At 60.9% G+C, this 22,999-nt stretch carries 25 protein-coding genes; 16 read left to right on the top strand and 9 right to left on the bottom strand.

Features of this window, described 5'->3' with window-relative positions:
• Position 1: 1 nt before the first annotated feature.
• From queA to coaD, 5 genes are all read right to left on the bottom strand, one after another.
• Positions 2-1,087 carry a tRNA preQ1(34) S-adenosylmethionine ribosyltransferase-isomerase QueA gene (queA, locus tag ABVQ20_RS06530; protein ID WP_354458724.1) on the bottom strand — a complete coding sequence of 362 codons (1,086 nt, stop codon included), beginning with the start codon at positions 1,085-1,087 and terminating at the stop codon, positions 2-4.
• A gap of 3 nt (positions 1,088-1,090) precedes the next feature.
• Positions 1,091-1,540, bottom strand: a complete 450-nt coding sequence (locus ABVQ20_RS06525; RefSeq protein WP_354458723.1) for a DMT family transporter — start codon at positions 1,538-1,540, stop codon at positions 1,091-1,093.
• 11 nt (positions 1,541-1,551) lie between these two features.
• On the bottom strand, positions 1,552-2,064 hold the full coding sequence (locus tag ABVQ20_RS06520; RefSeq protein ID WP_354458722.1) for a peptidylprolyl isomerase: 513 nt from the start codon (positions 2,062-2,064) through the stop codon (positions 1,552-1,554).
• 29 nt (positions 2,065-2,093) lie between these two features.
• Positions 2,094-2,591: a peptidylprolyl isomerase gene (locus ABVQ20_RS06515; protein WP_435528410.1), complete on the bottom strand. Its 498-nt coding sequence runs from the start codon at positions 2,589-2,591 to the stop codon at positions 2,094-2,096.
• A gap of 109 nt (positions 2,592-2,700) precedes the next feature.
• Positions 2,701-3,201, bottom strand: coding sequence for a pantetheine-phosphate adenylyltransferase (gene coaD, locus ABVQ20_RS06510; protein WP_354458720.1), 501 nt, complete (start codon positions 3,199-3,201; stop codon positions 2,701-2,703).
• Positions 3,202-3,395: 194 nt separating this feature from the next.
• Between coaD and ABVQ20_RS06505 the strand changes: the two genes are divergently transcribed.
• Positions 3,396-3,548 (top strand): hypothetical protein, encoded by a 153-nt coding sequence (locus ABVQ20_RS06505; protein ID WP_354458719.1) that lies wholly within the window; start codon positions 3,396-3,398, stop codon positions 3,546-3,548.
• Between the two features lie 64 nt (positions 3,549-3,612).
• On the opposite strand, the gene gyrA is transcribed toward ABVQ20_RS06505, so the two are convergent.
• The gene (gene gyrA, locus ABVQ20_RS06500) at positions 3,613-6,408 is read right to left on the bottom strand and encodes a DNA gyrase subunit A (protein ID WP_354458718.1); all 2,796 of its coding nucleotides are present in this window, start codon (positions 6,406-6,408) and stop codon (positions 3,613-3,615) included.
• Positions 6,409-6,617: 209 nt separating this feature from the next.
• Here gyrA and ABVQ20_RS06495 point away from each other — a divergent pair, with 209 nt between their 5' ends.
• Both ABVQ20_RS06495 and ABVQ20_RS06490 read left to right on the top strand, forming a co-directional pair.
• Positions 6,618-8,318 (top strand): SulP family inorganic anion transporter, encoded by a 1,701-nt coding sequence (locus ABVQ20_RS06495; RefSeq protein WP_354458717.1) that lies wholly within the window; start codon positions 6,618-6,620, stop codon positions 8,316-8,318.
• A 14-nt stretch (positions 8,319-8,332) separates the two neighbouring features.
• Entirely contained in the window at positions 8,333-8,953 is a 621-nt protein-coding gene (locus tag ABVQ20_RS06490; RefSeq protein ID WP_354462140.1) for a ParB-like protein, read from the top strand.
• A 47-nt stretch (positions 8,954-9,000) separates the two neighbouring features.
• Here the strand turns inward: ABVQ20_RS06490 and ABVQ20_RS06485 are convergent, their stop codons facing one another.
• Entirely contained in the window at positions 9,001-9,831 is an 831-nt protein-coding gene (locus ABVQ20_RS06485; protein ID WP_354458716.1) for a helix-turn-helix transcriptional regulator, read from the bottom strand.
• 85 nt (positions 9,832-9,916) lie between these two features.
• Here ABVQ20_RS06485 and ABVQ20_RS06480 point away from each other — a divergent pair, with 85 nt between their 5' ends.
• From ABVQ20_RS06480 to ABVQ20_RS06470, 3 genes are all read left to right on the top strand, one after another.
• A complete protein-coding gene (locus ABVQ20_RS06480; RefSeq protein WP_354458715.1) occupies positions 9,917-10,465 on the top strand; it encodes a hypothetical protein in 549 nt (182 codons plus the stop codon).
• A 32-nt stretch (positions 10,466-10,497) separates the two neighbouring features.
• The gene (locus ABVQ20_RS06475; RefSeq protein WP_354458714.1) at positions 10,498-10,875 is read left to right on the top strand and encodes a VOC family protein; all 378 of its coding nucleotides are present in this window, start codon (positions 10,498-10,500) and stop codon (positions 10,873-10,875) included.
• Positions 10,876-11,005: 130 nt separating this feature from the next.
• On the top strand, positions 11,006-11,635 hold the full coding sequence (locus tag ABVQ20_RS06470; protein ID WP_227347132.1) for a MarC family protein: 630 nt from the start codon (positions 11,006-11,008) through the stop codon (positions 11,633-11,635).
• Between the two features lie 36 nt (positions 11,636-11,671).
• On the opposite strand, the gene ABVQ20_RS06465 is transcribed toward ABVQ20_RS06470, so the two are convergent.
• Both ABVQ20_RS06465 and ABVQ20_RS06460 read right to left on the bottom strand, forming a co-directional pair.
• A complete protein-coding gene (locus ABVQ20_RS06465; RefSeq protein ID WP_354458713.1) occupies positions 11,672-12,097 on the bottom strand; it encodes an OsmC family protein in 426 nt (141 codons plus the stop codon).
• A 131-nt stretch (positions 12,098-12,228) separates the two neighbouring features.
• Positions 12,229-12,753: a single-stranded DNA-binding protein gene (locus ABVQ20_RS06460; protein ID WP_354458712.1), complete on the bottom strand. Its 525-nt coding sequence runs from the start codon at positions 12,751-12,753 to the stop codon at positions 12,229-12,231.
• A 226-nt stretch (positions 12,754-12,979) separates the two neighbouring features.
• Between ABVQ20_RS06460 and ABVQ20_RS06455 the strand changes: the two genes are divergently transcribed.
• The 10 genes from ABVQ20_RS06455 to ABVQ20_RS06410 all read left to right on the top strand — a co-directional run bounded on the left by ABVQ20_RS06455 (position 12,980) and on the right by ABVQ20_RS06410 (position 22,995).
• Positions 12,980-13,294: an ArsR/SmtB family transcription factor gene (locus ABVQ20_RS06455; protein ID WP_354458711.1), complete on the top strand. Its 315-nt coding sequence runs from the start codon at positions 12,980-12,982 to the stop codon at positions 13,292-13,294.
• 14 nt (positions 13,295-13,308) lie between these two features.
• Positions 13,309-13,791, top strand: a complete 483-nt coding sequence (locus ABVQ20_RS06450; RefSeq protein WP_354458710.1) for an SRPBCC family protein — start codon at positions 13,309-13,311, stop codon at positions 13,789-13,791.
• Positions 13,792-13,815: 24 nt separating this feature from the next.
• On the top strand, positions 13,816-14,421 hold the full coding sequence (locus ABVQ20_RS06445; protein ID WP_354462139.1) for an ATP-dependent Clp protease proteolytic subunit: 606 nt from the start codon (positions 13,816-13,818) through the stop codon (positions 14,419-14,421).
• 171 nt (positions 14,422-14,592) lie between these two features.
• On the top strand, positions 14,593-14,883 hold the full coding sequence (locus ABVQ20_RS06440) for a hypothetical protein (RefSeq protein ID WP_354458709.1): 291 nt from the start codon (positions 14,593-14,595) through the stop codon (positions 14,881-14,883).
• A 779-nt stretch (positions 14,884-15,662) separates the two neighbouring features.
• Positions 15,663-18,584, top strand: coding sequence for an excinuclease ABC subunit UvrA (gene uvrA / locus ABVQ20_RS06435; RefSeq protein ID WP_354458708.1), 2,922 nt, complete (start codon positions 15,663-15,665; stop codon positions 18,582-18,584).
• Positions 18,581-18,994 carry a DUF302 domain-containing protein gene (locus ABVQ20_RS06430; RefSeq protein ID WP_354458707.1) on the top strand — a complete coding sequence of 138 codons (414 nt, stop codon included), beginning with the start codon at positions 18,581-18,583 and terminating at the stop codon, positions 18,992-18,994. Before uvrA ends, ABVQ20_RS06430 begins: the two co-directional genes overlap by 4 nt.
• Positions 18,995-19,137: 143 nt before the next feature.
• The gene (locus tag ABVQ20_RS06425) at positions 19,138-20,169 is read left to right on the top strand and encodes a hypothetical protein (RefSeq protein WP_354458706.1); all 1,032 of its coding nucleotides are present in this window, start codon (positions 19,138-19,140) and stop codon (positions 20,167-20,169) included.
• 191 nt (positions 20,170-20,360) lie between these two features.
• A complete protein-coding gene (locus tag ABVQ20_RS06420; RefSeq protein ID WP_354458705.1) occupies positions 20,361-20,831 on the top strand; it encodes a GNAT family N-acetyltransferase in 471 nt (156 codons plus the stop codon).
• A 25-nt stretch (positions 20,832-20,856) separates the two neighbouring features.
• On the top strand, positions 20,857-21,663 hold the full coding sequence (locus tag ABVQ20_RS06415) for a DUF72 domain-containing protein (protein WP_354458704.1): 807 nt from the start codon (positions 20,857-20,859) through the stop codon (positions 21,661-21,663).
• Between the two features lie 183 nt (positions 21,664-21,846).
• Positions 21,847-22,995, top strand: coding sequence for a GGDEF domain-containing protein (locus ABVQ20_RS06410; RefSeq protein ID WP_354458703.1), 1,149 nt, complete (start codon positions 21,847-21,849; stop codon positions 22,993-22,995).
• The last annotated feature ends 4 nt before the right edge of the window (positions 22,996-22,999 follow it).

The raw sequence follows: 22,999 nt of genomic DNA, 5'->3' as shown, positions 1-22,999 counted from the left end.
ATCATTGCCCATCGTTCACCTCCCTGAAGAGAAGACTGGCATCTCCGTAAGAGTAGAACCTGTAGCGGTTGTCGATGGCATGCGAATAGGCCGCGCGCATCGTGTCGAGGCCGCTGAAGGCCGAAACCAGCATGAACAGGGTCGAGCGCGGCAGGTGAAAATTGGTCATCAGCATGTCGGCGGTGCGAAAGCGGTAGCCCGGCGTGATGAAGATGTCCGTGGGGCCTGACCATGCTGGCAGTGTGCCGTCCGGGCGTGCGGCGCTCTCCAGCAAGCGTAGCGACGTCGTGCCGACTGCAATGATGCGCCCACCCCTCGCCTTTGCCGCGTTTAGCGCATCGGCGGTGTCCTGGCTGACCGAACCGGTCTCGGCATGCATCTTGTGGTCGGCTGTATCATCGGCCTTCACGGGAAGGAACGTACCGGCGCCGACATGCAGCGTCACGAAACGGCGCTCCACGCCCTTTGCATCGAGCGCCGCGAAAAGCTCCGGCGTGAAATGCAGGCCTGCCGTGGGTGCAGCCACGGCACCCTCCTCCCGGGCATAGATGGTCTGGTAGTCGCTGCGGTCGCGCTCGTCGTCGTCGCGCTTCGAGGCGATGTAAGGCGGCAGTGGAATGTGGCCGACGGCATGCAGCGCCTCGTCCAGGAACACACCGGAAAGGTCAAAGCCGAGCAGCACCTCGCCGCCGTCGCCCTTTTCGATCACCGTGGCATCCAACTGGCCGAGAAAGCATGAATTGCCGTCATGGCCGAAATGGATGCGATCGCCGGCGGCGATGCGCTTGCCCGGCCGCATGAAGGCCAGCCAGCGATCGCCAGCCATGCGCATATGCAGCGTGGCCTCCACCTGTGCGACAGCCTCTCCGCGACGTCGGATACCCTTCAACTGGGCAGGAATGACCTTGGTGTCGTTGAAGACCAGCACATCGCCGGCCCTCAGCAATGATGGCAGGTCGCGAACGATCCGGTCCTCCAGCCCGTCGCCCGGCCTGACGACAAGCATCCTGGCACTGTCACGCGGTTCTGCCGGTCGCAGCGCGATGCGCTCCTCCGGCAGTTCAAAGTCAAAGAGATCGACGCGCATAAATCAAAAGAGCCGAACGAGCAGCGCTCCGGCCAGCAGCAGCACCGCGCCCGCGATGCGGCCGAGCGAAATCTCGCGCACGGCGACGCCGAGGAAACCAACGCGGTCAATGAGCATGCCTGCCAGCAGCTGGCCGGCCACCAGGAACGCCATCAGCGCGGCCGCACCGATGCGCGGCGTGAGAATCGTCGACAGCGTGACATAGAAGCCGCCGAGCATGCCGCCGGCCACGAACAGCCAGGGCGCCGACGCTTTCCAGTCGAGCGATATGCCCTGCAGTTTCACCGCCGCGACGGAGATGATGCCGAGCACGACCGCACCCGACAGGAACGAAAACGCAGCGGCGGCGACCGGGAGCCCCAGGCCGCGCGCCAATTGCGAATTGATCGGTGCCTGAATGGCAATGAAGGCGCCGGACAGGATGCCGAGAAGCGACCAGACGACGCCCATCATTGTAATTCGCCTTACTTGACGTCGGCCGCGACCTTCAGCGACACGATCTTGTCGGGATCGACAACCGGCTCGCCGCGCTTGATCTTGTCGACATTGTCCATGCCTTCGATGACCTGGCCCCAGACCGTGTACTGGCGGTTGAGGAAGGCGGCATCGTCGAAGCAGATGAAGAACTGCGAGTTGGCCGAGTTCGGGTTCTGCGAACGCGCCATCGAGCAGGTGCCGCGGCCATGGTTGGCGTTGGAGAATTCAGCCTTCAAGTCAGGCTTCTCCGAGCCACCCATGCCAGCCCGGGACGGGGCAAATGTGGATTTGCTCGAATTGCCGAACTTCACATCGCCGGTCTGCGCCATGAACCCCTCGATGACGCGATGGAACACCACGCCGTCATAGGCGCCTTCACGCGCCAGCTCCTTGATGCGGGCGACATGGCCAGGTGCCAGGTCGGGAAAAAGTTCGATGACGACGTTGCCCTTGGTCGTCTCCATGATGAGCGCGTTCTCGCGGTCCTTGATCTCAGCCATGTCAGATATCCTTTTGAAAATGAACAGATTTACTTGCCGTCGGCGGCGATACGCACCTTGATCATGCGATCGGGATCCGAGACGCTCCCGTTGTTGGCCTCGTCGCCTTTCTTGATCTTGTCAACCAGGTCCATGCCGCTGACGACATTGCCGACGATGGTGTACTGGCCATCGAGGTTGGGCGCCGGCGCGAACATGATGAAGAACTGCGAATTGGCGGAGTTCGGATTCTGCGAGCGGGCCATGCCGACCGCGCCGCGCGTGAAGTGCTCCGTCTTGGAGAATTCTGCCGGCAGGTCGGGAAGGTCGGAACCACCGGTTCCGACTGCATCGGCACTGAAGCCCTTCTTCATGTTGCCGAACTTGACGTCGCCGGTCTGCGCCATGAAGCCGTCGATGACACGGTGGAAGGCGACGTTGTCGTAAGCGCCCTGGCGCACCAGCTTCTTGATCTGCGCGACATGTTTCGGCGCAAGATCGGGCCTGAGCGCAATGGTCACGTCGCCGTCCTTCAGCGTGATGATCATGGTGTTTTCCGGCTCAGCGGCGAAGGCCGAAACGGACGCGGTCACAAGACCGGCGAGCACGACAAGGAATGAGGCGAGCCTTTTGAGCTGCATTTGTATCTCCGGGATCTTATTTCGCGAATTTTGCGGTGAGCGCGCCGGCAACCGCCGCCGGCACGAAGGGGCGTATGTCGCCGCCCATCGAGGCTATCTGGCGGACAAGTGTGGCGGTAATGGTTCGCACCGAGGGACTGGCGGGCAGAAAGACCGTCTGCAATTCCGGTGCCATGGTCTCGTTCATGCCAGCCATCTGCATCTCGTAGTCGAGGTCGGTGCCGTCACGCAGGCCGCGGATCATGATCGAAGCGCCCTCTTTCCTGGCGGCATCGATGACCAGCCCGTCGAAGGCAACAACCTTGATGCGCGCGCCGTCGGCACCGAATTCCGCTTTTGTAGCCGTCTCGATCAGTTTCACCCGTTCCTCGAAGGAAAACAGCGGCTTCTTGCCGGGGTGGATGCCGATCGCCGCATAGACGATATCAGCGACGGCCAGCGACGCTTTCAAGACGTCGAGATGGCCGTTGGTCAGCGGGTCGAAAGAGCCAGCGTAAAGAGCAATGCGTTCAATCATGGCTGGTGCTTCTAGCGAGCCTCTCTTGCAAAGGCAAATCCGATCGGCGAACCGCGCGTGAACCTTTCCAGCCGCATGAACGACAGATGAACGGGCCGATCACGAATGCTTCACGCAGCGTTCACTAGATTGCAGCTTCATAGGATGAAACCAAAGCCCCATCTAAGCGTTACAGGCTGCAGGAGAACACGCAAATGCTGATCTACATGCTCGCCACCGCAATGACCGTCGCCATGCTGATTGCCACTGCATTCGGGCTTCATCAGGAAGCACAACGCGTCCGCGCCAGGGCAAATACCAAGCGGTTCGAAGGTTTCGGCGTCCGCAAGCCGTATCGCCACTTCTGAACCAATAGAGTTTTGTTGCCGCAGTGCCGCGCCGGCCCAAGGGCCGGCGTTGCTGTGTCGAAACCTATTCCGCGCTCTCTGGACCGGCATCTGCCGCGGCACCTTCGGGATTGCCGGTATCTTCGGCTTCTTCCTCGGACTGCGGCTCTGAAATCCGCTCCACCGACACGACCTTTTCACCTTCGGCCGTATTGAAGATGGTCACGCCCTTGGTGGCGCGGCTGGCGAAACGGATGCCGTTGACCGGCACGCGGATGACGGTTCCACCGTCAGAAACCAGCATGATCTGGTCATCATTGCCGACCGGGAAGGTCGCCACCAGCCTCCCGATCTCAGCGGTTTTCGACACGTCGGTGGCACGGATACCCTTGCCGCCGCGTCCCGTCAGCCGGAAATCGTAGGACGATGACCGCTTGCCATAACCATATTCCGTCACAGTCAGCACGAACTGTTCGTGCAGCTTCAGGAACTCGTAACGCTCGTCGGAAAGCTCCGCCTCTTCGCCGACCTCTTCATTGGTCAGCGCGATCTCTTCTTCCTCGCCTGCCGCGATGCCGGCGGCAAGCCGCCGTTCGGCAACAACCCGCTTGAGGTAGGCGGCGCGCTCGGCCGGGGGCGCATCGACATGCTCGATCACCGCCATGGAGATGACTCTGTCGGTGTCGGCCATGGCGATGCCACGCACACCGACGGAATTGCGGCTCTGGAAGACACGCACGTCGCCGACTGGGAACCGGATGCACTGGCCGGAGCTTGCGGTCAGCAGCACATCGTCATTGTCGGTGCAGGTCTCGACGCCGAGGATCTCGTCGCCTTCTTCTTCCAGCTTCATGGCGATCTTGCCATTGCGATTGACCTGGACGAAGTCGGAAAGCTTGTTGCGACGCACCGTGCCGCGCGTCGTGGCGAACATGACATCGAGCTCGCCCCAGCTCGTCTCGTCCTCCGGCAGCGGCATGATCGTGGTGATGCGCTCGCCCTGCTCCAGCGGCAGCATGTTGATCAACGCCTTGCCGCGCGATTGCGGGTTGCCGATCGGCAGCCGCCAGACTTTTTCCTTGTAGACGATGCCGCGTGAGGAGAAGAACAGCACCGGCGTGTGCGTGTTGGCCACGAACAGCCGGGTAACGAAATCCTCGTCCTTGGTCGACATGCCGGAGCGGCCTTTGCCGCCACGGCGCTGGGCCCGGTAGAGCGACAGCGGCACGCGCTTGATGTAGCCGGAATGGCTCACCGTCACGACCATGTCCTCGCGCTGGATCAGGTCCTCGTCTTCCATGTCCGACCCACCGTCGGTGAGTTCGGTGCGGCGCGGCGTACCGAACTCGTCGCGCACGGCGGCGAGTTCGTCCTTGACGATCTGCTGTACGCGGGCGCGGGACGACAGGATGTCGAGATAGTCGATGATCTCGGCGCCGATCGTGTTCAACTCGTCGGCGATCTCGTCGCGGCCAAGCGCGGTCAGGCGCTGCAGGCGCAGTTCGAGGATGGCACGGGCCTGCTCCTCGGAGAGATTGTAGGTTCCGTCCTCATTGATGCGATGACGCGGATCGTCGATCAGCAGGATCAGCGATTCGACGTCGCCGGACGGCCAGCGCCGTTCCATCAACTGCTCGCGCGCCGTTTGCGGGTCCGGCGCGGTGCGGATCAGTTTTATGACCTCGTCGATATTGGCAACCGCAATCGCAAGGCCGACCAGAACATGGGCGCGGTCGCGGGCCTTGCGCAGCAGGAATTTGGTGCGCCGGGTGATGACCTCTTCGCGGAAGGACACAAACGCCTTCAGCATGTCGGTCAGCGTCATCAGTTCCGGCTTGCCACCGTTCAGCGCCACCATATTGGCGCCAAAGGAGGTCTGCAGCGGTGTGAACCGGTAGAGCTGGTTCAAGATGACGTCGGCGACGGCGTCGCGCTTCAACTCGATGACGACGCGATAACCCTGACGATCGCTCTCGTCGCGAATGTCGGAAATGCCCTCGATGCGCTTGTCACGCACCAGTTCGGCCATCTTCTCGATCATCGACGACTTGTTCACCTGGTAGGGAACTTCGGTGATGATGATCGACTCGCGGTCATTGCCGCGCTGTTCGATATTGACCTTGCCGCGCATGACGACGGACCCACGGCCGGTCGAATAGGCGCTGTAGATGCCGGAGCGGCCAAGCACGATGCCGCCGGTCGGGAAATCCGGTCCCGGAATGATCTCCATCAGCGCCGGCAGATCGATCGCCGGATTGTCGATGAGGGCAATCGCGCCGTTGCAGATCTCGCTGAGATTGTGCGGCGGGATGTTGGTGGCCATGCCGACGGCAATGCCGCCCGAGCCGTTGACCAGAAGGTTGGGGAACCGCGCCGGCAACACCTTCGGTTCGGTGTCGGAAGCATCATAGGTGTCCTGGAAATCGACGGTATCCTTGTCGATATCCTCGAGCAGTTCATGCGCGACCTTGGTCAGCCGCGATTCCGTATAGCGCATCGCCGCCGGCGGATCGCCGTCGATGGAGCCGAAATTGCCCTGCCCGTCGATCAGCGGCACGCGCAGCGACCAGTCCTGCGCCATACGCACCAAGGCGTCATAGATCGAGGCGTCGCCATGCGGATGGTACTTACCCATCACGTCGGCGACGGGGCGCGCCGACTTCACATATTTGCGATTCCAGTGGTAGCCGCTCTCATGGGCGGCGTAGAGAATGCGGCGATGCACCGGCTTCAGGCCATCGCGCACGTCCGGCAGCGCGCGGCTGACGATCACGCTCATCGCGTAATCGAGGTACGAACGCTGCATCTCCTCGATGATGGATATCGGCTCGATGCCTGTGGGGCCGCCGTCTGCGCCGCGCGGTGTCTTCTGGTCGGTCAAATCGGATCACAATCTAATCAGGAATCACTTTCCGCTTATATAGGAAGCGGCGCCGAAACTCCAATATTCCCAGCACTTTTCCAGTGTCCATTTTGGTGGTAAATTCAAAAGGATACAGCTCATTGCGACGATATGGCCAAGGCGTTTTTCATGGCCATCGAAGCAAAGCATGGAATGAGTGTGCTTCTCGAGTGAAAGCCACAAGCGCGATGAATCTGTCCCCGTGGCTGCCGTTCCGATCGTTGAGCGGCTGGACCCCGAAGGATATCAATGGCGACCTCGTCGCGGGGATCACACTGGCCGCCATCGCCATTCCCGAACAGATGGCGACAGCCCGTCTTGGCGGCTTTGCGCCAGAGATCGGCTTCTTCGCCTTCGTCGCCGGTTCGGTCGCCTTTGCCGTGTTCGGAGCCAACCGCCACCTCTCGACGGGGGCTGACTCAACCATCACGCCGCTCTTTGCCGGCAGCTTGGCCCTGCTCGCCACGACCGGCTCCCCGCATTATCTGGCACTGGCGGGCGTGCTGGCCCTGATGGTCGGACTGATCGTGGCACTCAGCGGCGTCCTTCGTCTCGGCTGGATTTCCGACCTCCTGTCGGTGCCCGTCACCACCGGCTTCCTGGCCGGCATCGCCATCCACATCATCGTTTCGCAGCTGCCGGGCCTCCTCGGCCTGCCGGCCGAAAGCGGCGAGACCTTGCGGCGCGTGGTCGAAATCGCTTCCAGTCTCCATCTGACCAATCCCTACAGCCTCGCGCTTGGATTTGGGGTGTTCGCGATCGTGTTCGTCGCCGAGCGCATAAGCGCCCGCATTCCCGGTGCATTGATCGGAGTGGTGCTGGCGACAGGGGCCGTCATCGCCTTCGGTCTTGCCGATCGCGGCGTCGCGGTGCTTGGCGCCTTGCCAAACAGCCTGCCGCGGGCCGGCTTGCCGCTTGTCAGCCTTGACGATGCCCAGGCATTGGTCCCGCTGGCATTGCTGATCGCCATCGTCGTCATGGTGCAGACAGCGGCCACGTCACGCTCCTTCGTCCAGCAACAGGGCGATGCCCCTGACGTCAACCGGGATTTCGTTGGCGTCGGCGCCGGCAGTGCCGCCGCAGGCCTGCTTGGCGCCTTTCCGGTCAATGCCAGCCCGCCGCGCACTGCCATCGTCGCCCAGACAGGCGGCCATTCACAATTGGCGAGCATTGTCGCCGCCGCCATCGTGCTCGTGCTCGGCGCCTTTGGCGGCAGCCTGCTTGCCAATGTTCCGCAGGCGGCACTTGCTGGAGTGCTGCTTTTCGTGGCCCAGCGGATCCTGCGCTGGCAGGTGTTTGCCAATGTCTATCGCCAGGCGCCGATCGAGTTCATCCTGATCCTGGCCACCATGGTTGCCATCGTCGCACTGCCCATCCAGACCGGCGTGGCGATCGGCATCGGCCTTTCGCTGCTGCATGGAATCTGGAGCGCGACGCGCACGCTACCCATTGAGTTGGAGAAGGTGCCGGGAACGTCGATCTGGTGGCCGCCGGCCACGCCAAATGTTGGCGACCAACTGCCTGGCGTGCTGGTCGCCGCATTTCAGGCGCCATTGTCCTTCGTCAATGCCGATCGCTTCAAGCAGGGTGTGCGCGGCATGATCGACGCAAGGCGCGGAAGCACCAAACTGGTCGTCCTGGAAGCCAGCAACGTCGTCGAAATCGACTATACTGCCGCGCAGGCATTGATCGAAACGATCACTTATTGCCGCAACCAGGGCGCGACCTTTGCCATCGCCCGGATGGAATCGCTGCGTGCCCAGGCGGCGCTGGCGCGGTTCGGCATTATCGACCTGATCGGTCCGCAACGTGTCTTCCACAGCGTCGATGACGCCGTCCGGACATTGCATTCCGGCCAATCGCCGGAAAAACAGGAGAGCCCGACATGACGACCCCCTCCAGCATGGCAGTCCAAAGAGAACCTTTGCTGAATCCCGTTCCGGTGAAAGAACTGCGACCGACGCAGATCACCGTGGGCATGCGGGAGGTGGCCTTGAAGCGGCAGATGATCCGGGCGCAGAGCGTCAAGAAGACCGGCACGTTCCTTGGCACGCATATGGTGCCGGCGGTGCTCGGGCCGAAGGGACGCCATTATGTCACCGACCACCACCATCTGGCCCGGGCACTCATCGAGGAAGGTGTCAAGGATGTGCTTGTGACGGTGATCAGCGACCTGTCGGCGCTCGACAAGGACTCCTTTCTTTTCGTGCTCGACAATCGCGGTTGGATGCACCCATTCGACGAAAACGGACAGCGCCGCGACTACGCCGCCATCCCCAAAACCATCGCCGAGCTTGTCGATGATCCCTATCGAAGCATGGCCGGCGAACTGCGCCGGCTTGGCGGCTACGCCAAGGACACGACGCCGTTCGCCGAGTTCATCTGGGCGGATTTCCTGCGCCGGCGCATCGACAAGGATGACGTGGCCAAGAACTTCGACAAGGCCATGAAGGAAGCTTTGACCCTGGCCAAGGGCAAGGACGCGGACTATCTGCCCGGCTGGTGCGGCCCTACATCGGATTGACCGACACATCGGATTGAGATTCGTCCGAAACGACGACGGCACCGTGTTCAACGCCCTGCCCGGCGGCGGCCGCGATAATCCCCTGGCGTCTCCCCCATGACCTTCCGGAACCGGCGATTGAAGGTCGACAGGTCGTTGAAGCCGGCCTCCAGGGCGATCGACAAGATCGCGTCATCCGAGGTGTGCAATCGAACAGCTGCCTTGTTCAGCCTTGTCCGCAGCAGGAATTGATAGGGCGTCATTCCGGCGACCTGCCGGAATGTGCGCAGGAAATGGTAGGGGCTGGTTGCGGTCTCACCAGCGAGTTCGGCAAGCGAAATCGGTCTGTCGCTATCGAGTTCGATCCGCCGCACCGCCTCGGCCACCCGTTTCTGGTCGCGTCTGCTCGGCGCGCGCCTGACAAGCGCCGCACCGGAGGCGGCAGCAACTGCACAACCGGCAATGCGTAGGGAAAATTCCTCAAGCGCGCCGATGTCGCCCGTTTCGCGAGCAGCTTCGGCTCCGGCCAGCAGCGGCGCCAACGCCGGCAATGGCGGCAGGCACGGCGTCCCGAAGGTCAGTCGCCTCGCACCGGGAACAGCAGCAACGATCTGTTCGAGACAGGCGGGGGCGAAATGCAAGGAGAGGCAGCGGTCGCCGCTGCCATGATCGTGCCCGCATTCATAGCATGTGCCAGCATTGCCGAGCAGGATGGCGCCCGGCGCCAGCATCGCCGTGCCTTGTTGCGCACGATAGAGGAACGTGCCGCTAGTGACCGCCGCGACGCAGAAATCCTGATGTGCTTCCTCGAACGGCCGGTCGGCAGCGCCGGCAGTGCAGATTACATCCGCCACCTGCCAGCCTGGACCAGATGTGAGTGTGCGCGCAGTCGCTGCCATCGCCGAAATATAGCAATTTTCCCCAAGCCCAGAACCCCGCCCTGGCCTATTGCCTGATCTCTCCTGACAAGAAGAGGCCGAAGCCATGCCTGAAGCCCAACCTGACCAATCCTCCTTCACTGAGGCCTTGCACAGCGCTGGACCGGCGGAAAACCTTGCCGACAAACTGCGGCTCTACGGCCGCTTCGTCGGTGCCTGGAGCTTTGACGCCTCACGCCATCTCGAGGACGGCACGGTGCTGACCGGGCGTGGGGAGGTGCATTTTGGCTGGGTGCTCGAAGGACGAGCGATCCAGGACGTCTGGATCCTGCCTGCACGGAACAAGGGCTCCCAGCCGTCGCCTGGTGCCTGGACCTTCTACGGCACGACACTGCGCATTTACGATCCCGGTCTCGATGCCTGGCATATCTTCTGGAGCGACCCGCGCAACCAATACTACAGCCGTCAGCTCGGTCGCGCCGACGGCGACAGCATTGTCCAGCAGGGCGCTGACGGGACCGGCGCCTCGGTGCGCTGGAGCTTTTCGCGGATCACCCCAAACAGCTTCCGTTGGCTGGGCGAACGCTCGCACGACAATGGCGCGACCTGGCGGACCGAGGTCGAGTTTCTGGCGCACAAATCATCGAGAGCCTGACACCCCAACACTTTGAAACAATGGAGAAAAGCATGTTTGATCACGTCTCGATCGGAGTCCGCGATACAGAGACCTCGAAGCGGTTCTACGACCAGGCCCTGAAGCCGCTCGGCTACACCTGCCTCAGCCAGTCGCCCGGCTCACTCGGCTATGGCGCGAAAACGGTGGCCCTATGGGTGAACGAAGCAGCGAGCCCAGTGCCGGCCGACGAAAGGTCAGGCCTGCATTTCTGCTTCACCGCACCGACACGGGGCAGCGTCGATGCGTTCCATGCCGGCGCTTTGCGGGCTGGCGGCAGTGACAATGGCGCGCCGGGCCGGCGCGCCGACTACGGTGAAAACTATTATGCCGCCTTTGTTGTCGACCCGGACGGCTATCGCCTCGAGGCTTACTGCGGCGCCAATAGCTAAGCCGGCCAGCCCCCCTTCGACGCCTCTGAATTCCTGCAACTCTCATAGTTTCCCCTGAGCCAGCTTTGCTCTACCAATAGGCTGGTTCGGGGAATGCCGAGGTTCGGGCGCGGCCCGGTGGGGAGATCAGATGCCGAGCTTCGACAGCCTGTTCAATGCCTTCGTCACCATTCTCGTGACCATCGACCCACCCGGCCTCGCACCGCTGTTCCTTGCCGTGACACGCGGCATGAACCGCGAGGAACGCCAGCAGGTTTCGGTCCGGGCCTCGATCATCGGCTTCCTGGTGATGGCGCTGTTTGCGGTCGCAGGCGCCTCGATCCTGTCGGTATTCGGCATCACGCTGCCGGCCTTCCGCGTCGCTGGCGGCTTCCTGTTGTTCTTCATCGCCTTCGAAATGGTGTTCGAGCGCAGGCAGGACCGCAAGGAGAAGATCGGCGACGTCGCCATCACCAAGGACATGATCCACAACATCGCCGCCTTCCCGCTGGCGATCCCGTTGATCGCCGGCCCCGGCGCGATTTCTGCGACCGTGCTGCTCTCCGGCTCATTCCAGGGCTTTGCCGCCCAGGCGGCGCTCGTCGGCATCATCCTGGTCTGCCTGGTGATCACCTATCTGGTGTTCGTGCTGTCGGAACGCATCGACCGCATCCTCGGCCAGACCGGCCGCTCGATCCTGACACGCCTGCTCGGCGTCATCCTGGCAGCGCTCGCCGTGCAATTCGTCGCCGACGGCATCAAGGCGCTTATGGCGGGGTAGTCCGCCGTCTTTGTGAACAAACCGGGCTGCGTCGAGCTACTTGGCCGTCGTGTCGACGACTTCGAAATCGTGGGTGATGGTGGCGGTCTTGGCCATCATCGCGGAGGCCGAGCAGTATTTTTCGATCGACAGATCGATTGCCCGCTTCACCTTGTCGTGCGAAAGCGCCCTGCCCTTGACGACGAAATGCATGTGGATGCGGGTGAACACCCGAGGCTCGGTTTCGGCCCGGTCGGCGTCGAGTTCGACGACACAGTCCTCGATCGCTTCGCGGCCCTTTTCGAGGATATGGACGACGTCATAGGCTGAACAGCCGCCGGTACCGATCAGCAGCAGTTCCATCGGGCTGGGCCCCGGGGTCTTGCCGTCTGGTCCGAGCGCCGTGCCAAGCACCAGTTTGTGGCCGCTGCCGGACTCGCCGACAAAGGTGCGCTCCTCCACCCATTTTACCCGTGCCTTCACCGAACTCGTCCTTCCTCAATTTCCTTGATCGCTCAGTCGGCGGTCATCCGACAATGCAAAACCCCGAGAGTCCATAGGACTCTCGGGGCATCATGCCTACCAAAGTTGCGTTCGCCGCGATCGTATTGCGATCAAAATGGAATTTCGTCGTCCAACTCGCGCGAAGAACCGCCACCGCCGCCGCCCCTGGGAGCGCCGCCGCCACGGTTGAAGCTTTCGTTGGGGCTGGACTGGCCAAAATCGGAACCACGGCTGCTGCCGCCGCCGCCGGAATAGCCGCCGACCTGGCCGCCCTCGCCCTGTCCGCGCGCGTCGAGCATCTGCAACTCGCCGCGGAATTTCTGCAGCACGACTTCCGTCGTGTACTTGTCGGCACCGGTCTGGTCCTGCCATTTGCGCGTCTGCAACTGGCCCTCGACATAGACCTTCATCCCCTTCTTCAAATACTGCTCCGCCACCTTGGCGAGCTGGTCATTGAAGATGACGACGTTGTGCCACTCGGTCTTTTCCTTGCGTTCGCCGGAATTCTTGTCGCGCCAGCTTTCGGACGTGGCAATGCGGATGTTGACCACCGGCTCGCCCGAGTTCAGGCGCCGGATTTCAGGGTCCGCGCCGAGATTGCCCACCAGAATGACCTTGTTGACGCTACCCGCCATGATACTTCTCCGCGCTCATCCGAAACAAATTTTTGTTGGCGCACCTTACAGGCTACGGACAATCCTCGCCTGCTGTGGCTGCCTTTTCCCACAAGGTTTTTGTTCTCTTTTCGTTCCTATATGCATAGCCGCTTATTGTCAAGGAATGGCAGCAATGCTCGGAAACTTCATATGGGTTTGAAAAGACCGCTTGCCAAATCAATAAGTATGCACTTATGCTTTTGCCATGATCGAAGCTGAGATTTTCCGAGCCCTGGCCGATCCGACGCGCCGTGCCGTCTTTGAGCGTCTCGCCACAAGCGAGATGAGCGTGTCGGAACTGCGCAACGGGCTGACGGTATCGCAGCCGGCCGTGTCGCAACATCTGGCGGTGCTGCGTAGCGCCGGCTTGGTCGTCGAGCGGCGAGCTGGCCGCAATGCCTATTACCGCGCCGACCCGCAGGGGCTGGCCCCCCTGCTCTCCTGGATCGAACGCTACCGCACCTTCTGGCCGGAGCGCATCGAAAGGCTGAAGACGGTTTTGAAGGACATGGATCAATGAAGGATGCGAGATCAATGATCGCAGAAGGCCAAGACAAGGTCGCCTCTGATGCGATCGAATTCGAGTACGACCTTCCCGAGCCGCCGGAAAAGGTGTGGCGAGCTCTGACTGTGCCCGAGTTGCTCGCCGCCTGGATGATGCCGAACGACATCAGGCCGGAGGCCGGCAGCCATTTTGCCTTCGCCGGACCGGAGGCACCCATCGAATGCGAAATCCTCGACGCCGAACCCGAACGGCTGTTGCGTTATTCCTGGCGGGAGCAGCCACGGCCCAGCGATGCGGCGCGACAAGCCCCGCTCGACAGCACCGTCACGTTCACGCTTGCCCGCACGGTTTCCGGCGGCACGCATCTGCGCATTGTCCATGACGGCTTTGCCCGCAAGGCGATGCCGGCTGTTGCCATGGCTGGCATTGGCTGCCGGCTTTCGCTGGGGTCGCGCGGCTCCAGACAACCTGCCGCCGCAAACACCCACCTGCCCATGCTGTGCGCGGCCTGAACAAGGACAATGTAGATGAGAACCATGAGCGGTGTTGCCAGTCTGGTGCCGATGGTGATCGAGCAGTCGAGTCGCGGCGAACGCGCTTTCGACATTTTCTCGCGGCTGCTGCGCGAGCGCATCATCTTCATCAACGGAGAGGTCAACGACGACATGTCGGCGCTTGTCTGCGCTCAACTGCTGTCGCTGGAATCAGACAATCCCGACAAGGAGATCTCGCTTTATATCAACTCGCCGGGCGGCGTGGTGACCAGCGGCTTCGCCATCTACGACACGATGCAATACATCAGTTGCCCGGTGTCGACAGTGTGCATGGGTTTTGCCGCGTCGATGGGTTCATTCCTGCTCATGGCCGGCACACCAGGGCGCCGCATCTCACTGCCCAACGCGACCATCCTGCTGCACCAGCCGTTGGGCGGCTTTCAGGGCCAGGCATCCGATATCCAGCGTCATGCGCAGCGTATCGGCCAGACCAAACGCCATATGACCGAACTCTACGCCCAGCATTGCGGCCGCACCTATGAAGAGGTCGAACGCACGCTGGATCGAGACCATTTCATGACCGCACGGGAAGCCAGGGAATGGGGTATCGTCGACCATGTCTTCGATACGCGCAAACAGGCGGCATGAGGGACCAAAAGTGCGCAGCCGTTTTGGGATAACGACATGTGCAAAAACAAGACTTAAAGCGTGTCGCATTGATCCGTTCAAACGCGACGCGCTTTAAACGGCCCGCGGCGAGGGTCGGCTTGAAACGTCGCCGGTCTGGCCTCGGCATGATCGCGGCGATATAGTTCGTCCATGATCGACAGCAATTCATCCACACTTTTGCGCAGGTTCTTTGGCGCCATCGCCGGCTTGACCGTGCTGACCGGCGCGGCATCCGCCGGCGACACGTCCTCCGACAAGGGCGCCCTGCCCGGCGTGACCAGCGACTACCGCATCGCCAAGCCTGCTCCACAGCCGGAGCCAGACGACGCTGCACCCAGCAATGGGATCAAGCAGTTCAAGATCGGCGATACCGATGTGCGGATTTCCGGCAGTATTACAATCGACGCCGGCGCTGGCGCGATCGGATCCTCGCGCCACTGACGCCGCTGATATCGTCGAGCTTTTGGCCGAGCAATTCGGATCGGAGTCAGAGCACCCAAGCGGCGCTCAATGAGTGCTGCAGCGAAAAGGCAGAAAGCATTGGGCCGACAAGAAAACAGCCCCGCCGTTGCTTCCGCAAACGGTCGGGGCTTCTTGGATGTCAAATCCAACCTACCGGTAGGAATCCTACCAGCTTTGATTTCGGACGCTTCGCGGCGTTCAGCCGACGATCCGACTAATAGTCTCTGATTTTTGTGGGGATAGGCAGGTCACGGTTTGTCGGGCGGCGCAAACGCTCAAGCCCTGGCACTTATGCCTGCCGCGGTTCCAGTGATACCTGGAACCCTTGGGCACTATCCGGTGGCGTCATGGCTCCGCTCCTGTGTCCGTTTCTTTGGTGTCGTCCGAAGCGCAAATCGCAGATGCCCGCGGCGTCTCGCAGGCCGCCCCCTGGGCGGCGAGGCCATCGAAAGACGGTCGGCTCGGTTGACCCTTGGAGTCTGCTCCCGTGACGCCGGGACGTCAACCTTTCAATAGCCGGTTATGAAAAATGTGATCGCCGAGACGCTTCGTGAGGTCGAATCCACCGCCATTGCCATCAACAGCTTTTGTCAGGAGCCTGTTCGGCCTTTGTTCTTTTCGCTTGCCGGGTCGCGCGAAAGGCGGTTAAACGATTTGACGCAGAGTTCTCTCGACGTTGCGGCGAAATTACCTACATAGGGGATGGCCGGAAAACCGCGCCAATCCCACGAATTCCAAATCTGAGGCGGCGACCGGCGATGGCCGACCATAAATATCTCTCCATTCGCGGGGCGCGCGAACACAATCTCAAAAATATCGATCTCGACCTGCCGCGTGACAGCCTGATCGTCATGACCGGCCTGTCGGGATCCGGCAAATCATCGCTGGCCTTCGACACCATCTATGCCGAAGGCCAGCGTCGCTATGTCGAAAGCCTTTCGGCCTATGCGCGGCAATTCCTCGAAATGATGCAGAAGCCGGACGTCGACCAGATCGACGGCCTGTCGCCCGCCATCTCGATCGAGCAGAAGACCACCTCAAAGAACCCGCGTTCAACGGTCGGCACCGTCACCGAGATCTACGACTATATGCGGCTTCTGTTCGCGCGTGTCGGCGTGCCCTATTCGCCGGCAACCGGCTTGCCGATCGAAAGCCAGACAGTCAGCCAGATGGTCGACCGCGTGATGGCCGTGGAGGAAGGCACACGCCTGTTCATCCTGGCGCCGATGGTGCGCGGCCGCAAAGGCGAATATCGCAAGGAGTTGCTGGAACTTCAGAAGAAGGGGTTTCAGCGCGTCAAGGTCGACGGCGTCTTCTACGAGATCGCCGACGTGCCGGCGCTGGACAAGAAATACAAGCATGACCTCGACGTCGTCGTCGATCGCATCGTCGTGCGCGGCGATCTCGCCACGCGACTTGCCGACTCCATCGAAACCGCCCTGAAGCTGGCCGAAGGGCTAGCGGTGGCGGAATTCGCCGACAAGCCGCTCGACGCAAGCCAGACCGGCGAGGACTCGGTCAACAAGTCCAAGAACGAGACGCATGAGCGCATCCTGTTCTCGGAAAAATTCGCGTGCCCGGTGTCCGGCTTCACCATTCCGGAGATCGAGCCGCGGCTGTTCTCCTTCAACAATCCGTTCGGCGCCTGCCCGACCTGCGACGGCCTCGGCAGCCAGCGTGCCATCGACGCCAGCCTGATCGTTCCGGACGAAAATGTCTCGCTGCGCGATGGCGCCGTCAGCCCGTGGGCGAAGTCGACTTCGCCCTATTATTCGCAAACGCTGGAAGCGCTGGGCAAGGCCTATGGTTTCAAGCTCGGTGACAAGTTCAAGGACCTGACCGCGGAAGCCCAGGAAGCCATCCTGCGTGGCACCGGCGAGCGCGAAGTCACCTTCCAGTACGATGACGGCCTGCGCTCCTACAAGACGACCAAGACCTTCGAAGGTGTCATCCCCAATCTGGAACGGCGCTGGAAAGAGACCGAATCCGCCTGGATGCGCGAGGAGATCGAGCGCTTCATGTCGGCCACGCCTTGCCCTGTCTGCAAAGGCTACCGTTTGAAGCCCGAGTCGCTCGCCGTGAAGATCGCCGGCAAGCACATCGGCGAGGTCACCGAACTTTCGATCCGCAAGGCCGACCAGTGGTTCACCGACCTGCCGGCGTCGCTCAACGACAAGCAGAACGAGATCGCGGTGCGCGTGCTCAAGGAAATCCGCGAGCGGCTGCGCTTCCTCAACGATGTCGGGCTCGACTATCTGACCCTGTCGCGCAATTCCGGCACACTCTCAGGCGGCGAGAGCCAGCGCATTCGCCTGGCGTCGCAGATCGGCTCGGGCCTCACCGGCGTGCTCTATGTGCTCGACGAGCCGTCGATCGGCTTGCACCAGCGCGACAATGCACGACTGCTCGACACGCTGAAGCACCTGCGCGATATCGGCAATACGGTCATCGTCGTCGAGCATGACGAGGATGCCATCCTGCATGCCGACTACGTCGTCGATATGGGGCCGGCCGCCGGCATCCACGGCGGCGAGATCATTGCGCAGGGCACGCCGCAACAGGTCATGGCCAATCCGAATTCGATCACCGGCAAGTATCTGTCGGGCGCGCTCGAAGTGGCGACGCCTGGCGTGCGGCGCGAGGCCAAGAAGAACCGGCGCCTGAAGATCGTCGGCGCGCGTGGCAACAATCTGAAGAACGTCACTGCCGAAATACCCCTGGGCACGTTTACCGCGGTCACCGGCGTGTCCGGCGGCGGCAAGTCGACCTTCCTGATCGAGACCTTGTTCAAGGCGGCCTCACGCCGCATCATGGGCTCGCGCGAGCACCCGGCCGAACACGACCGTATCGAGGGTCTGGAATTCCTCGACAAGGTCATCGATATCGACCAATCGCCAATCGGCCGCACGCCGCGTTCGAACCCTGCCACCTATACCGGCGCTTTCACGCCGATCCGCGACTGGTTCGCCGGTCTGCCGGAAGCCAAGGCGCGCGGCTATCAGCCTGGCCGCTTCTCCTTCAACGTCAAGGGCGGTCGCTGCGAAGCTTGCCAGGGCGATGGCGTCATCAAGATCGAGATGCACTTCCTGCCAGACGTCTACGTCACCTGCGATGTCTGCCATGGCAAGCGCTACAACCGCGAGACACTCGACGTCCTGTTCAAGGGCAAGTCGATCGCCGACGTGCTCGACATGACCGTCGAGGAAGGCGTCGATTTCTTCGCCGCCGTTCCCGCCGTGCGCGACAAGCTGGAAACACTGAAGCAGGTCGGCCTCGGCTACATCCATGTCGGCCAGCAGGCGACGACGCTTTCCGGCGGCGAGGCACAGCGCATCAAGCTGGCCAAGGAACTGTCGCGCAAAGCTACCGGCAAGACGCTCTACATCCTAGACGAGCCGACCACCGGCCTGCATTTCCACGATGTCGCCAAGCTGCTCGAAGTGCTGCACGAACTGGTCAACCAGGGCAACACGGTGGTGGTCATCGAGCACAATCTCGAAGTCATCAAGACCGCCGACTGGGTGCTCGATCTCGGCCCCGAGGGCGGCGATGGCGGCGGCGAGTTGGTCGCCTCAGGCACACCGGAAGCCATCGTGCGCGAGAAGCGCAGCTACACCGGCCAGTTCCTCAAAGAACTGCTGGAGCGGCGTCCTGGGAGCAAACGCGAAGCGGCGGAATGATGGCTGACAATGGTCTCATCACGATCCAGAGTCGTTTCGGGGTGACCGAAACCATCGATCGCCTGGTCGAGACCGTTCAACGAGCCGGCTTGCTCGTCTTCGCACGTATCGATCACGCCGCCGGCGCGCGCGATGTCGGCGCGTCGCTACGCCCTACGGAGCTGCTGATTTTCGGCAATCCCAAGGGCGGTACGCCGCTGATGCAGGACAGGCAACTCGCCGGCATCGACCTGCCGTTGAAGGCGCTTGGCTGGGAGGACGAGCAGGGCAAGGTCTGGCTTTCCTGCAATGATCCGCATTGGATAGCCGAGCGACACGGCCTGGGCGATGCAAGTCGCGATGCCGTCAATGCGATGGCCGGCGGGATGGGCAAGGTCATTGCTTCTGCTGCCGGCACGAGCCAGCCATGAACATCAGACCTGCCTCGCAGGGAACTGCTCGATCGGCGGGAATCGCGCGGAATAAAGATTCTTTAGCACATATGATCAGAAGACTCTCCCCGTAATAGAGATTGAGTTTACGTGTGCGATCGGATGTGGCATTGGAGTCTTGGATGAAGTTTGTCGGTCTTTTTGCTTTATACCCTGCCTTAAAATTTCAATCAGATTTTCATATTGCGACCTATACCAAAAGTTTGGAATATTTCCGCAAGCCACGAGAGATTCGCTTGCGCGGGATTGATATCCATTCAGGAGAGCGAATAATAGTTCGCGTAAAAAAAGCCTCAAAATCCATAAAGAAAAAGTATTTTAACGAACTTATTTTTTACAAAGAAGGTAATTGGCTTTTAGAGTTTGAATTCGAATCAGAATTTCCCGGCAGAGAGAAATTTAAGATCACTCGATCCGACGGACATGATGAGAGTTACACAGACAAAGAACTTGTTGAGTTTTGGGCGTCAGTAATTCCATCCTTCCTAGATCTTGATATCCAAACTTATTTTTTTGCCTTGAACTTTTCATTTCCAGGTGCTCTTCATCCGGTAAAAAGTGTGTGGCTCGTCGATGAAAAATTGCACCATCATTCGTCCTCATTTCATTCCATGCTTGAGGAAAGCATCGATTACCTAGTTAAGAACGGATTCATCCCAGATCTTAATTTAGAACCGGAATCAATGATAAGTTGGGTCTTCGCCCAAAATGGCATGCTTTCAGGCTATAGCGATACACCTGCCTCTAAGGCTTTAAATTATTGCACAAGGTTGTTCGTTCGCAGCATTCGCAACGACGAAATCTCAGATTTGGTTTGGGCCTTGGCAGGAATCGAGGCATTGCTTGTTGACGGAGGGCGCTCATCGATCGGTCAGTTGAAGAACAAGCTTGAGGCACTTTTTAGGGCTCATTCGAACGTTAAATGGCTCCTAGAATCCATCGATAGAATGTACGCATTCCGGTCGAAAATGGTGCACGGAAACAGGCAGATCAGATCCGTTTTTCGCGACGATGAAGAAGACAGCTCGGCACGTTCAGACGAGGAATATGACGCCAAGCGCCTAGCGGTCGGACTTCTAATAATCCTGATCCAGCGTCTCGTCAGGTCTGGCCAAACCAAGTTTGATTTTGAATTGTCATGTTTAAATGCATAGTGCGGCGCTCCCACATTCGAAGAAGCCTGCATTGGCATGAGTGGTTGGATTTTTTGCGCCGTGAGAAAATTCACTCTATTTGGACAATTTCCTACGACGGAGCAACCGCATCGCGCCGGCCGCAGAGTGCCAACCTTCGCCAAATGGGGATGCAAGGCGATCATTACGCCCGCTGCCGGCACGAGCCAGCCATGAATATCAGATCCGCTCTTGCCGATGATCTCGCCACTGTCGTCTGGCTGACCGAGGCTGCCTATGGGCACTACATTGCCTTGCTTGGCGGTCCGCCAATCCCGATTACCGAGAATTACGCGCCGCGCATTGCGCGCGGCGAGGTCACGCTCGTCGAAGAAGACGGATTGGTGGCGGGCCTGCTGGTTCTTGAGCGGCATTCGGATCACAGCCTGATCTTCAGCGTTGCGGTTGCGCCCGGCTTTCAGGGCAGAGGCTTTGGCATCTCGCTGCTCAAGCTAGCGGACGAGCAGACCCGTCTGTGGGGACTGCCGGAGGTGCGGCTCTACACCAATGCCAGGATGGAACGGAACATCGCGCTCTATCTGGCCTATGGCTATCGCGAGACCGATCGCGGTCCCAACCCGTACCGGGCAGGATGGACTCTCGTCCACATGGCAAAGCCCGTCGATCAAATCACGACGGCCTGATCTTTCGGAATTTGGGAGGACGACAATGAGCAAATCTGGAACAATCCGCTCCGGCATGGGTGGCTGGACCTTCGAGCCGTGGGATACGTCCTTCTATCCCGAAAAGCTCTCCAAGGCGAAACAGCTGCAATACGCCACTCGGCAGGTGCCAAGCATCGAGGTCAATGGCACCTATTACTCCAGCTTCAAGGAACCGACCTTCGTCAAATGGGCAAGCGAGGCGCCGGACGGTTTTGTCTATTCGCTGAAGGGCAACCGCTTCGTCACCAACCGGCGGGTGCTCGGCGAAGCCGGCGAATCGATGATGCGCTTCCTTGGCTCTGGCGTCGCCGCGCTCGGCGAAAAGCTAGGGCCGATTCTCTGGCAGTTCGCACCAACCAAGAAGTTCGATCCCGATGATTTCGAAGCCTTCCTGAAGTTGCTGCCGGAAAAGCAGGACGGCGTTGCCCTGCGCCATGCGCTCGAAGTGCGCAACGACAGCTTCATCGTGCCGGAATTCGCTGCCCTGGCACGCAAATACAAGACTGCAATCGTCTATGCGGACCACGCCAAATATCCTGATATCGCTGATGTCACCGGTGATTTCGTCTACGCTCGCCTGCAGACCGGCAGTGACGACAATCCTGATTGCTACACGCCAAAGGGCCTCGACGAATGGGCGGCACGGGCAAGGATTTGGGCGGAAGGCAAAGTGCCGGCCGATCTGCGACGCGCCGATCCTTCGACCGAGGCGTCGATCCACCCACGCGACGTGTTCGTTTACTTCATCACCGAGGGCAAGGTGCGCGCGCCATTCGGCGCGATGGCGCTGATGAAGCGAGTGGCCGACTGACGGGTATCGCTATCAGACTTTCCCACACGCGATTACAGCGTCTTCTATGCATTTTGAGCGTAGCAAGGCGGCTATTCGCGGCATCTTCCGCGTCATCGTAACCTTATCGACACTTCCTTGCTGCATGAATTCAGCCACGCCAAGTTGCAGAGCTGGAGCCGCCGCCGGCGGGGAACGAGAGGCATGTCGCTCGACTACACTTCACTTCTGCTGGCTGTTGGTTTTTCCGCCGCCTGCCTGGGGCTGACATTGTTTGGCATGTGGCTGACCGCGCGTTCGGAGCGGTTCCTGCTGACATGGGCGATCAGCCTGTTGTTGGTGGTCGGCGACATCTTCGTCTATGACGCCTATATCGACATGCCCGGGCGCCTGCTTGGCATCGCGACCATCGCCCTTCTCCTGCTTGGCTTTTCGACCATGCTGGGCGCGGCCTATCAGTTCAGGACCGGGGGCTCGCCGGTGCGGCGAACGGTGCTTGGCAGCCTTTCGCTGGTCGTGGCGCTGCCTCCGATGGCTCTGGGCTATGACGGGCTCGGCTTCATGTTCGAAAACACTTTTGCAGCCTTGCTTCTGTTCGCCACGGCGCGCGAATACTGGAAAGGCCGCGACGAAGCCCCTGCCCTGACGATTGGCATCACCGCGCTGTATTCGGCCACGGCCACATCCTTCGCACTCTGCGCCATGGTTCTTGCCTGGGATGGAAAGCTGATCCTCGGACATGCGCCAAGCAATTGGGCCGAGGAGCTAAGCCTCATCATCGTCATCGCCAGCATGACCGGGATCGGCGCGCTGTCGCTGGCGCTCAACCAGGGACGCCTTGCCAGGCATCATCGCCGCAATGCGCTGACCGACCCATTGACCGGCCTGCTCAACCGCCGCGCGCTGTTCGACCTGCATGGGAATGGCCCCATCGGCGCCTTCACGGCGGTGGTTGTGTTCGATCTCGACAGCTTCAAGGCGATCAACGATGAATTCGGCCATGCCACCGGCGATGACGTGCTGAGGGTGTTCGCCAGGGAGCTCACCAGCAATCTGCGCCCGGCCGACTCCGCCGCGCGCATGGGGGGAGAAGAATTCGCGCTGGTGCTGAAGCGGACCTTGCCGGAGACGGTTGAAGCCACTGCGGAGCGCATACGCACCGCTTTCGCGGCCTGCAGGATCGAAACCGAGGATGGTCCCCTGACATGCACGGTCAGCGCCGGGTTTGCCTTCGGCACAAATGACGGCATGAGCTTCGACAAGGTGCTCAGCGCGGCCGACAAGGCTCTCTACGCCGCCAAGCGCGACGGCCGCAACCGCGTTGCCGCCTCGGCGTTTCGCCGCGCCAGCTGACGCC

The sequence above is a fragment of the Mesorhizobium shangrilense genome (assembly GCF_040537815.1).
Classification (GTDB): domain Bacteria; phylum Pseudomonadota; class Alphaproteobacteria; order Rhizobiales; family Rhizobiaceae; genus Mesorhizobium; species Mesorhizobium shangrilense.
Note: the sequence above shows the minus strand (reverse complement) of the source record. Positions and strands in the feature narration are given on the sequence as shown.

What these genes read in the sequence shown, in the direction of transcription:
- ABVQ20_RS06445 (WP_354462139.1), top strand. Translation starts at nt 13,816, where the DNA reads ATGAGCGGTGTTGCCAGTCTGGTGCCGATGGTGATCGAGCAGTCGAGT.
- ABVQ20_RS06485 (WP_354458716.1), bottom strand. Translation starts at nt 9,831, where the DNA reads ATGGCAGCGACTGCGCGCACACTCACATCTGGTCCAGGCTGGCAGGTG.
- uvrA (WP_354458708.1), top strand. Translation starts at nt 15,663, where the DNA reads ATGGCCGACCATAAATATCTCTCCATTCGCGGGGCGCGCGAACACAAT.
- ABVQ20_RS06480 (WP_354458715.1), top strand. Translation starts at nt 9,917, where the DNA reads ATGCCTGAAGCCCAACCTGACCAATCCTCCTTCACTGAGGCCTTGCAC.
- ABVQ20_RS06415 (WP_354458704.1), top strand. Translation starts at nt 20,857, where the DNA reads ATGAGCAAATCTGGAACAATCCGCTCCGGCATGGGTGGCTGGACCTTC.
- ABVQ20_RS06450 (WP_354458710.1), top strand. Translation starts at nt 13,309, where the DNA reads ATGATCGCAGAAGGCCAAGACAAGGTCGCCTCTGATGCGATCGAATTC.
- ABVQ20_RS06515 (WP_435528410.1), bottom strand. Translation starts at nt 2,591, where the DNA reads ATGATCATCACGCTGAAGGACGGCGACGTGACCATTGCGCTCAGGCCC.
- queA (WP_354458724.1), bottom strand. Translation starts at nt 1,087, where the DNA reads ATGCGCGTCGATCTCTTTGACTTTGAACTGCCGGAGGAGCGCATCGCG.
- ABVQ20_RS06430 (WP_354458707.1), top strand. Translation starts at nt 18,581, where the DNA reads ATGATGGCTGACAATGGTCTCATCACGATCCAGAGTCGTTTCGGGGTG.
- ABVQ20_RS06425 (WP_354458706.1), top strand. Translation starts at nt 19,138, where the DNA reads ATGAAGTTTGTCGGTCTTTTTGCTTTATACCCTGCCTTAAAATTTCAA.
- ABVQ20_RS06420 (WP_354458705.1), top strand. Translation starts at nt 20,361, where the DNA reads ATGAATATCAGATCCGCTCTTGCCGATGATCTCGCCACTGTCGTCTGG.
- ABVQ20_RS06495 (WP_354458717.1), top strand. Translation starts at nt 6,618, where the DNA reads ATGAATCTGTCCCCGTGGCTGCCGTTCCGATCGTTGAGCGGCTGGACC.
- ABVQ20_RS06490 (WP_354462140.1), top strand. Translation starts at nt 8,333, where the DNA reads ATGGCAGTCCAAAGAGAACCTTTGCTGAATCCCGTTCCGGTGAAAGAA.
- coaD (WP_354458720.1), bottom strand. Translation starts at nt 3,201, where the DNA reads ATGATTGAACGCATTGCTCTTTACGCTGGCTCTTTCGACCCGCTGACC.
- ABVQ20_RS06460 (WP_354458712.1), bottom strand. Translation starts at nt 12,753, where the DNA reads ATGGCGGGTAGCGTCAACAAGGTCATTCTGGTGGGCAATCTCGGCGCG.
- ABVQ20_RS06470 (WP_227347132.1), top strand. Translation starts at nt 11,006, where the DNA reads ATGCCGAGCTTCGACAGCCTGTTCAATGCCTTCGTCACCATTCTCGTG.
- ABVQ20_RS06455 (WP_354458711.1), top strand. Translation starts at nt 12,980, where the DNA reads ATGATCGAAGCTGAGATTTTCCGAGCCCTGGCCGATCCGACGCGCCGT.
- ABVQ20_RS06520 (WP_354458722.1), bottom strand. Translation starts at nt 2,064, where the DNA reads ATGGCTGAGATCAAGGACCGCGAGAACGCGCTCATCATGGAGACGACC.
- ABVQ20_RS06505 (WP_354458719.1), top strand. Translation starts at nt 3,396, where the DNA reads ATGCTGATCTACATGCTCGCCACCGCAATGACCGTCGCCATGCTGATT.
- ABVQ20_RS06475 (WP_354458714.1), top strand. Translation starts at nt 10,498, where the DNA reads ATGTTTGATCACGTCTCGATCGGAGTCCGCGATACAGAGACCTCGAAG.
- ABVQ20_RS06440 (WP_354458709.1), top strand. Translation starts at nt 14,593, where the DNA reads ATGATCGACAGCAATTCATCCACACTTTTGCGCAGGTTCTTTGGCGCC.
- ABVQ20_RS06410 (WP_354458703.1), top strand. Translation starts at nt 21,847, where the DNA reads ATGTCGCTCGACTACACTTCACTTCTGCTGGCTGTTGGTTTTTCCGCC.
- ABVQ20_RS06525 (WP_354458723.1), bottom strand. Translation starts at nt 1,540, where the DNA reads ATGATGGGCGTCGTCTGGTCGCTTCTCGGCATCCTGTCCGGCGCCTTC.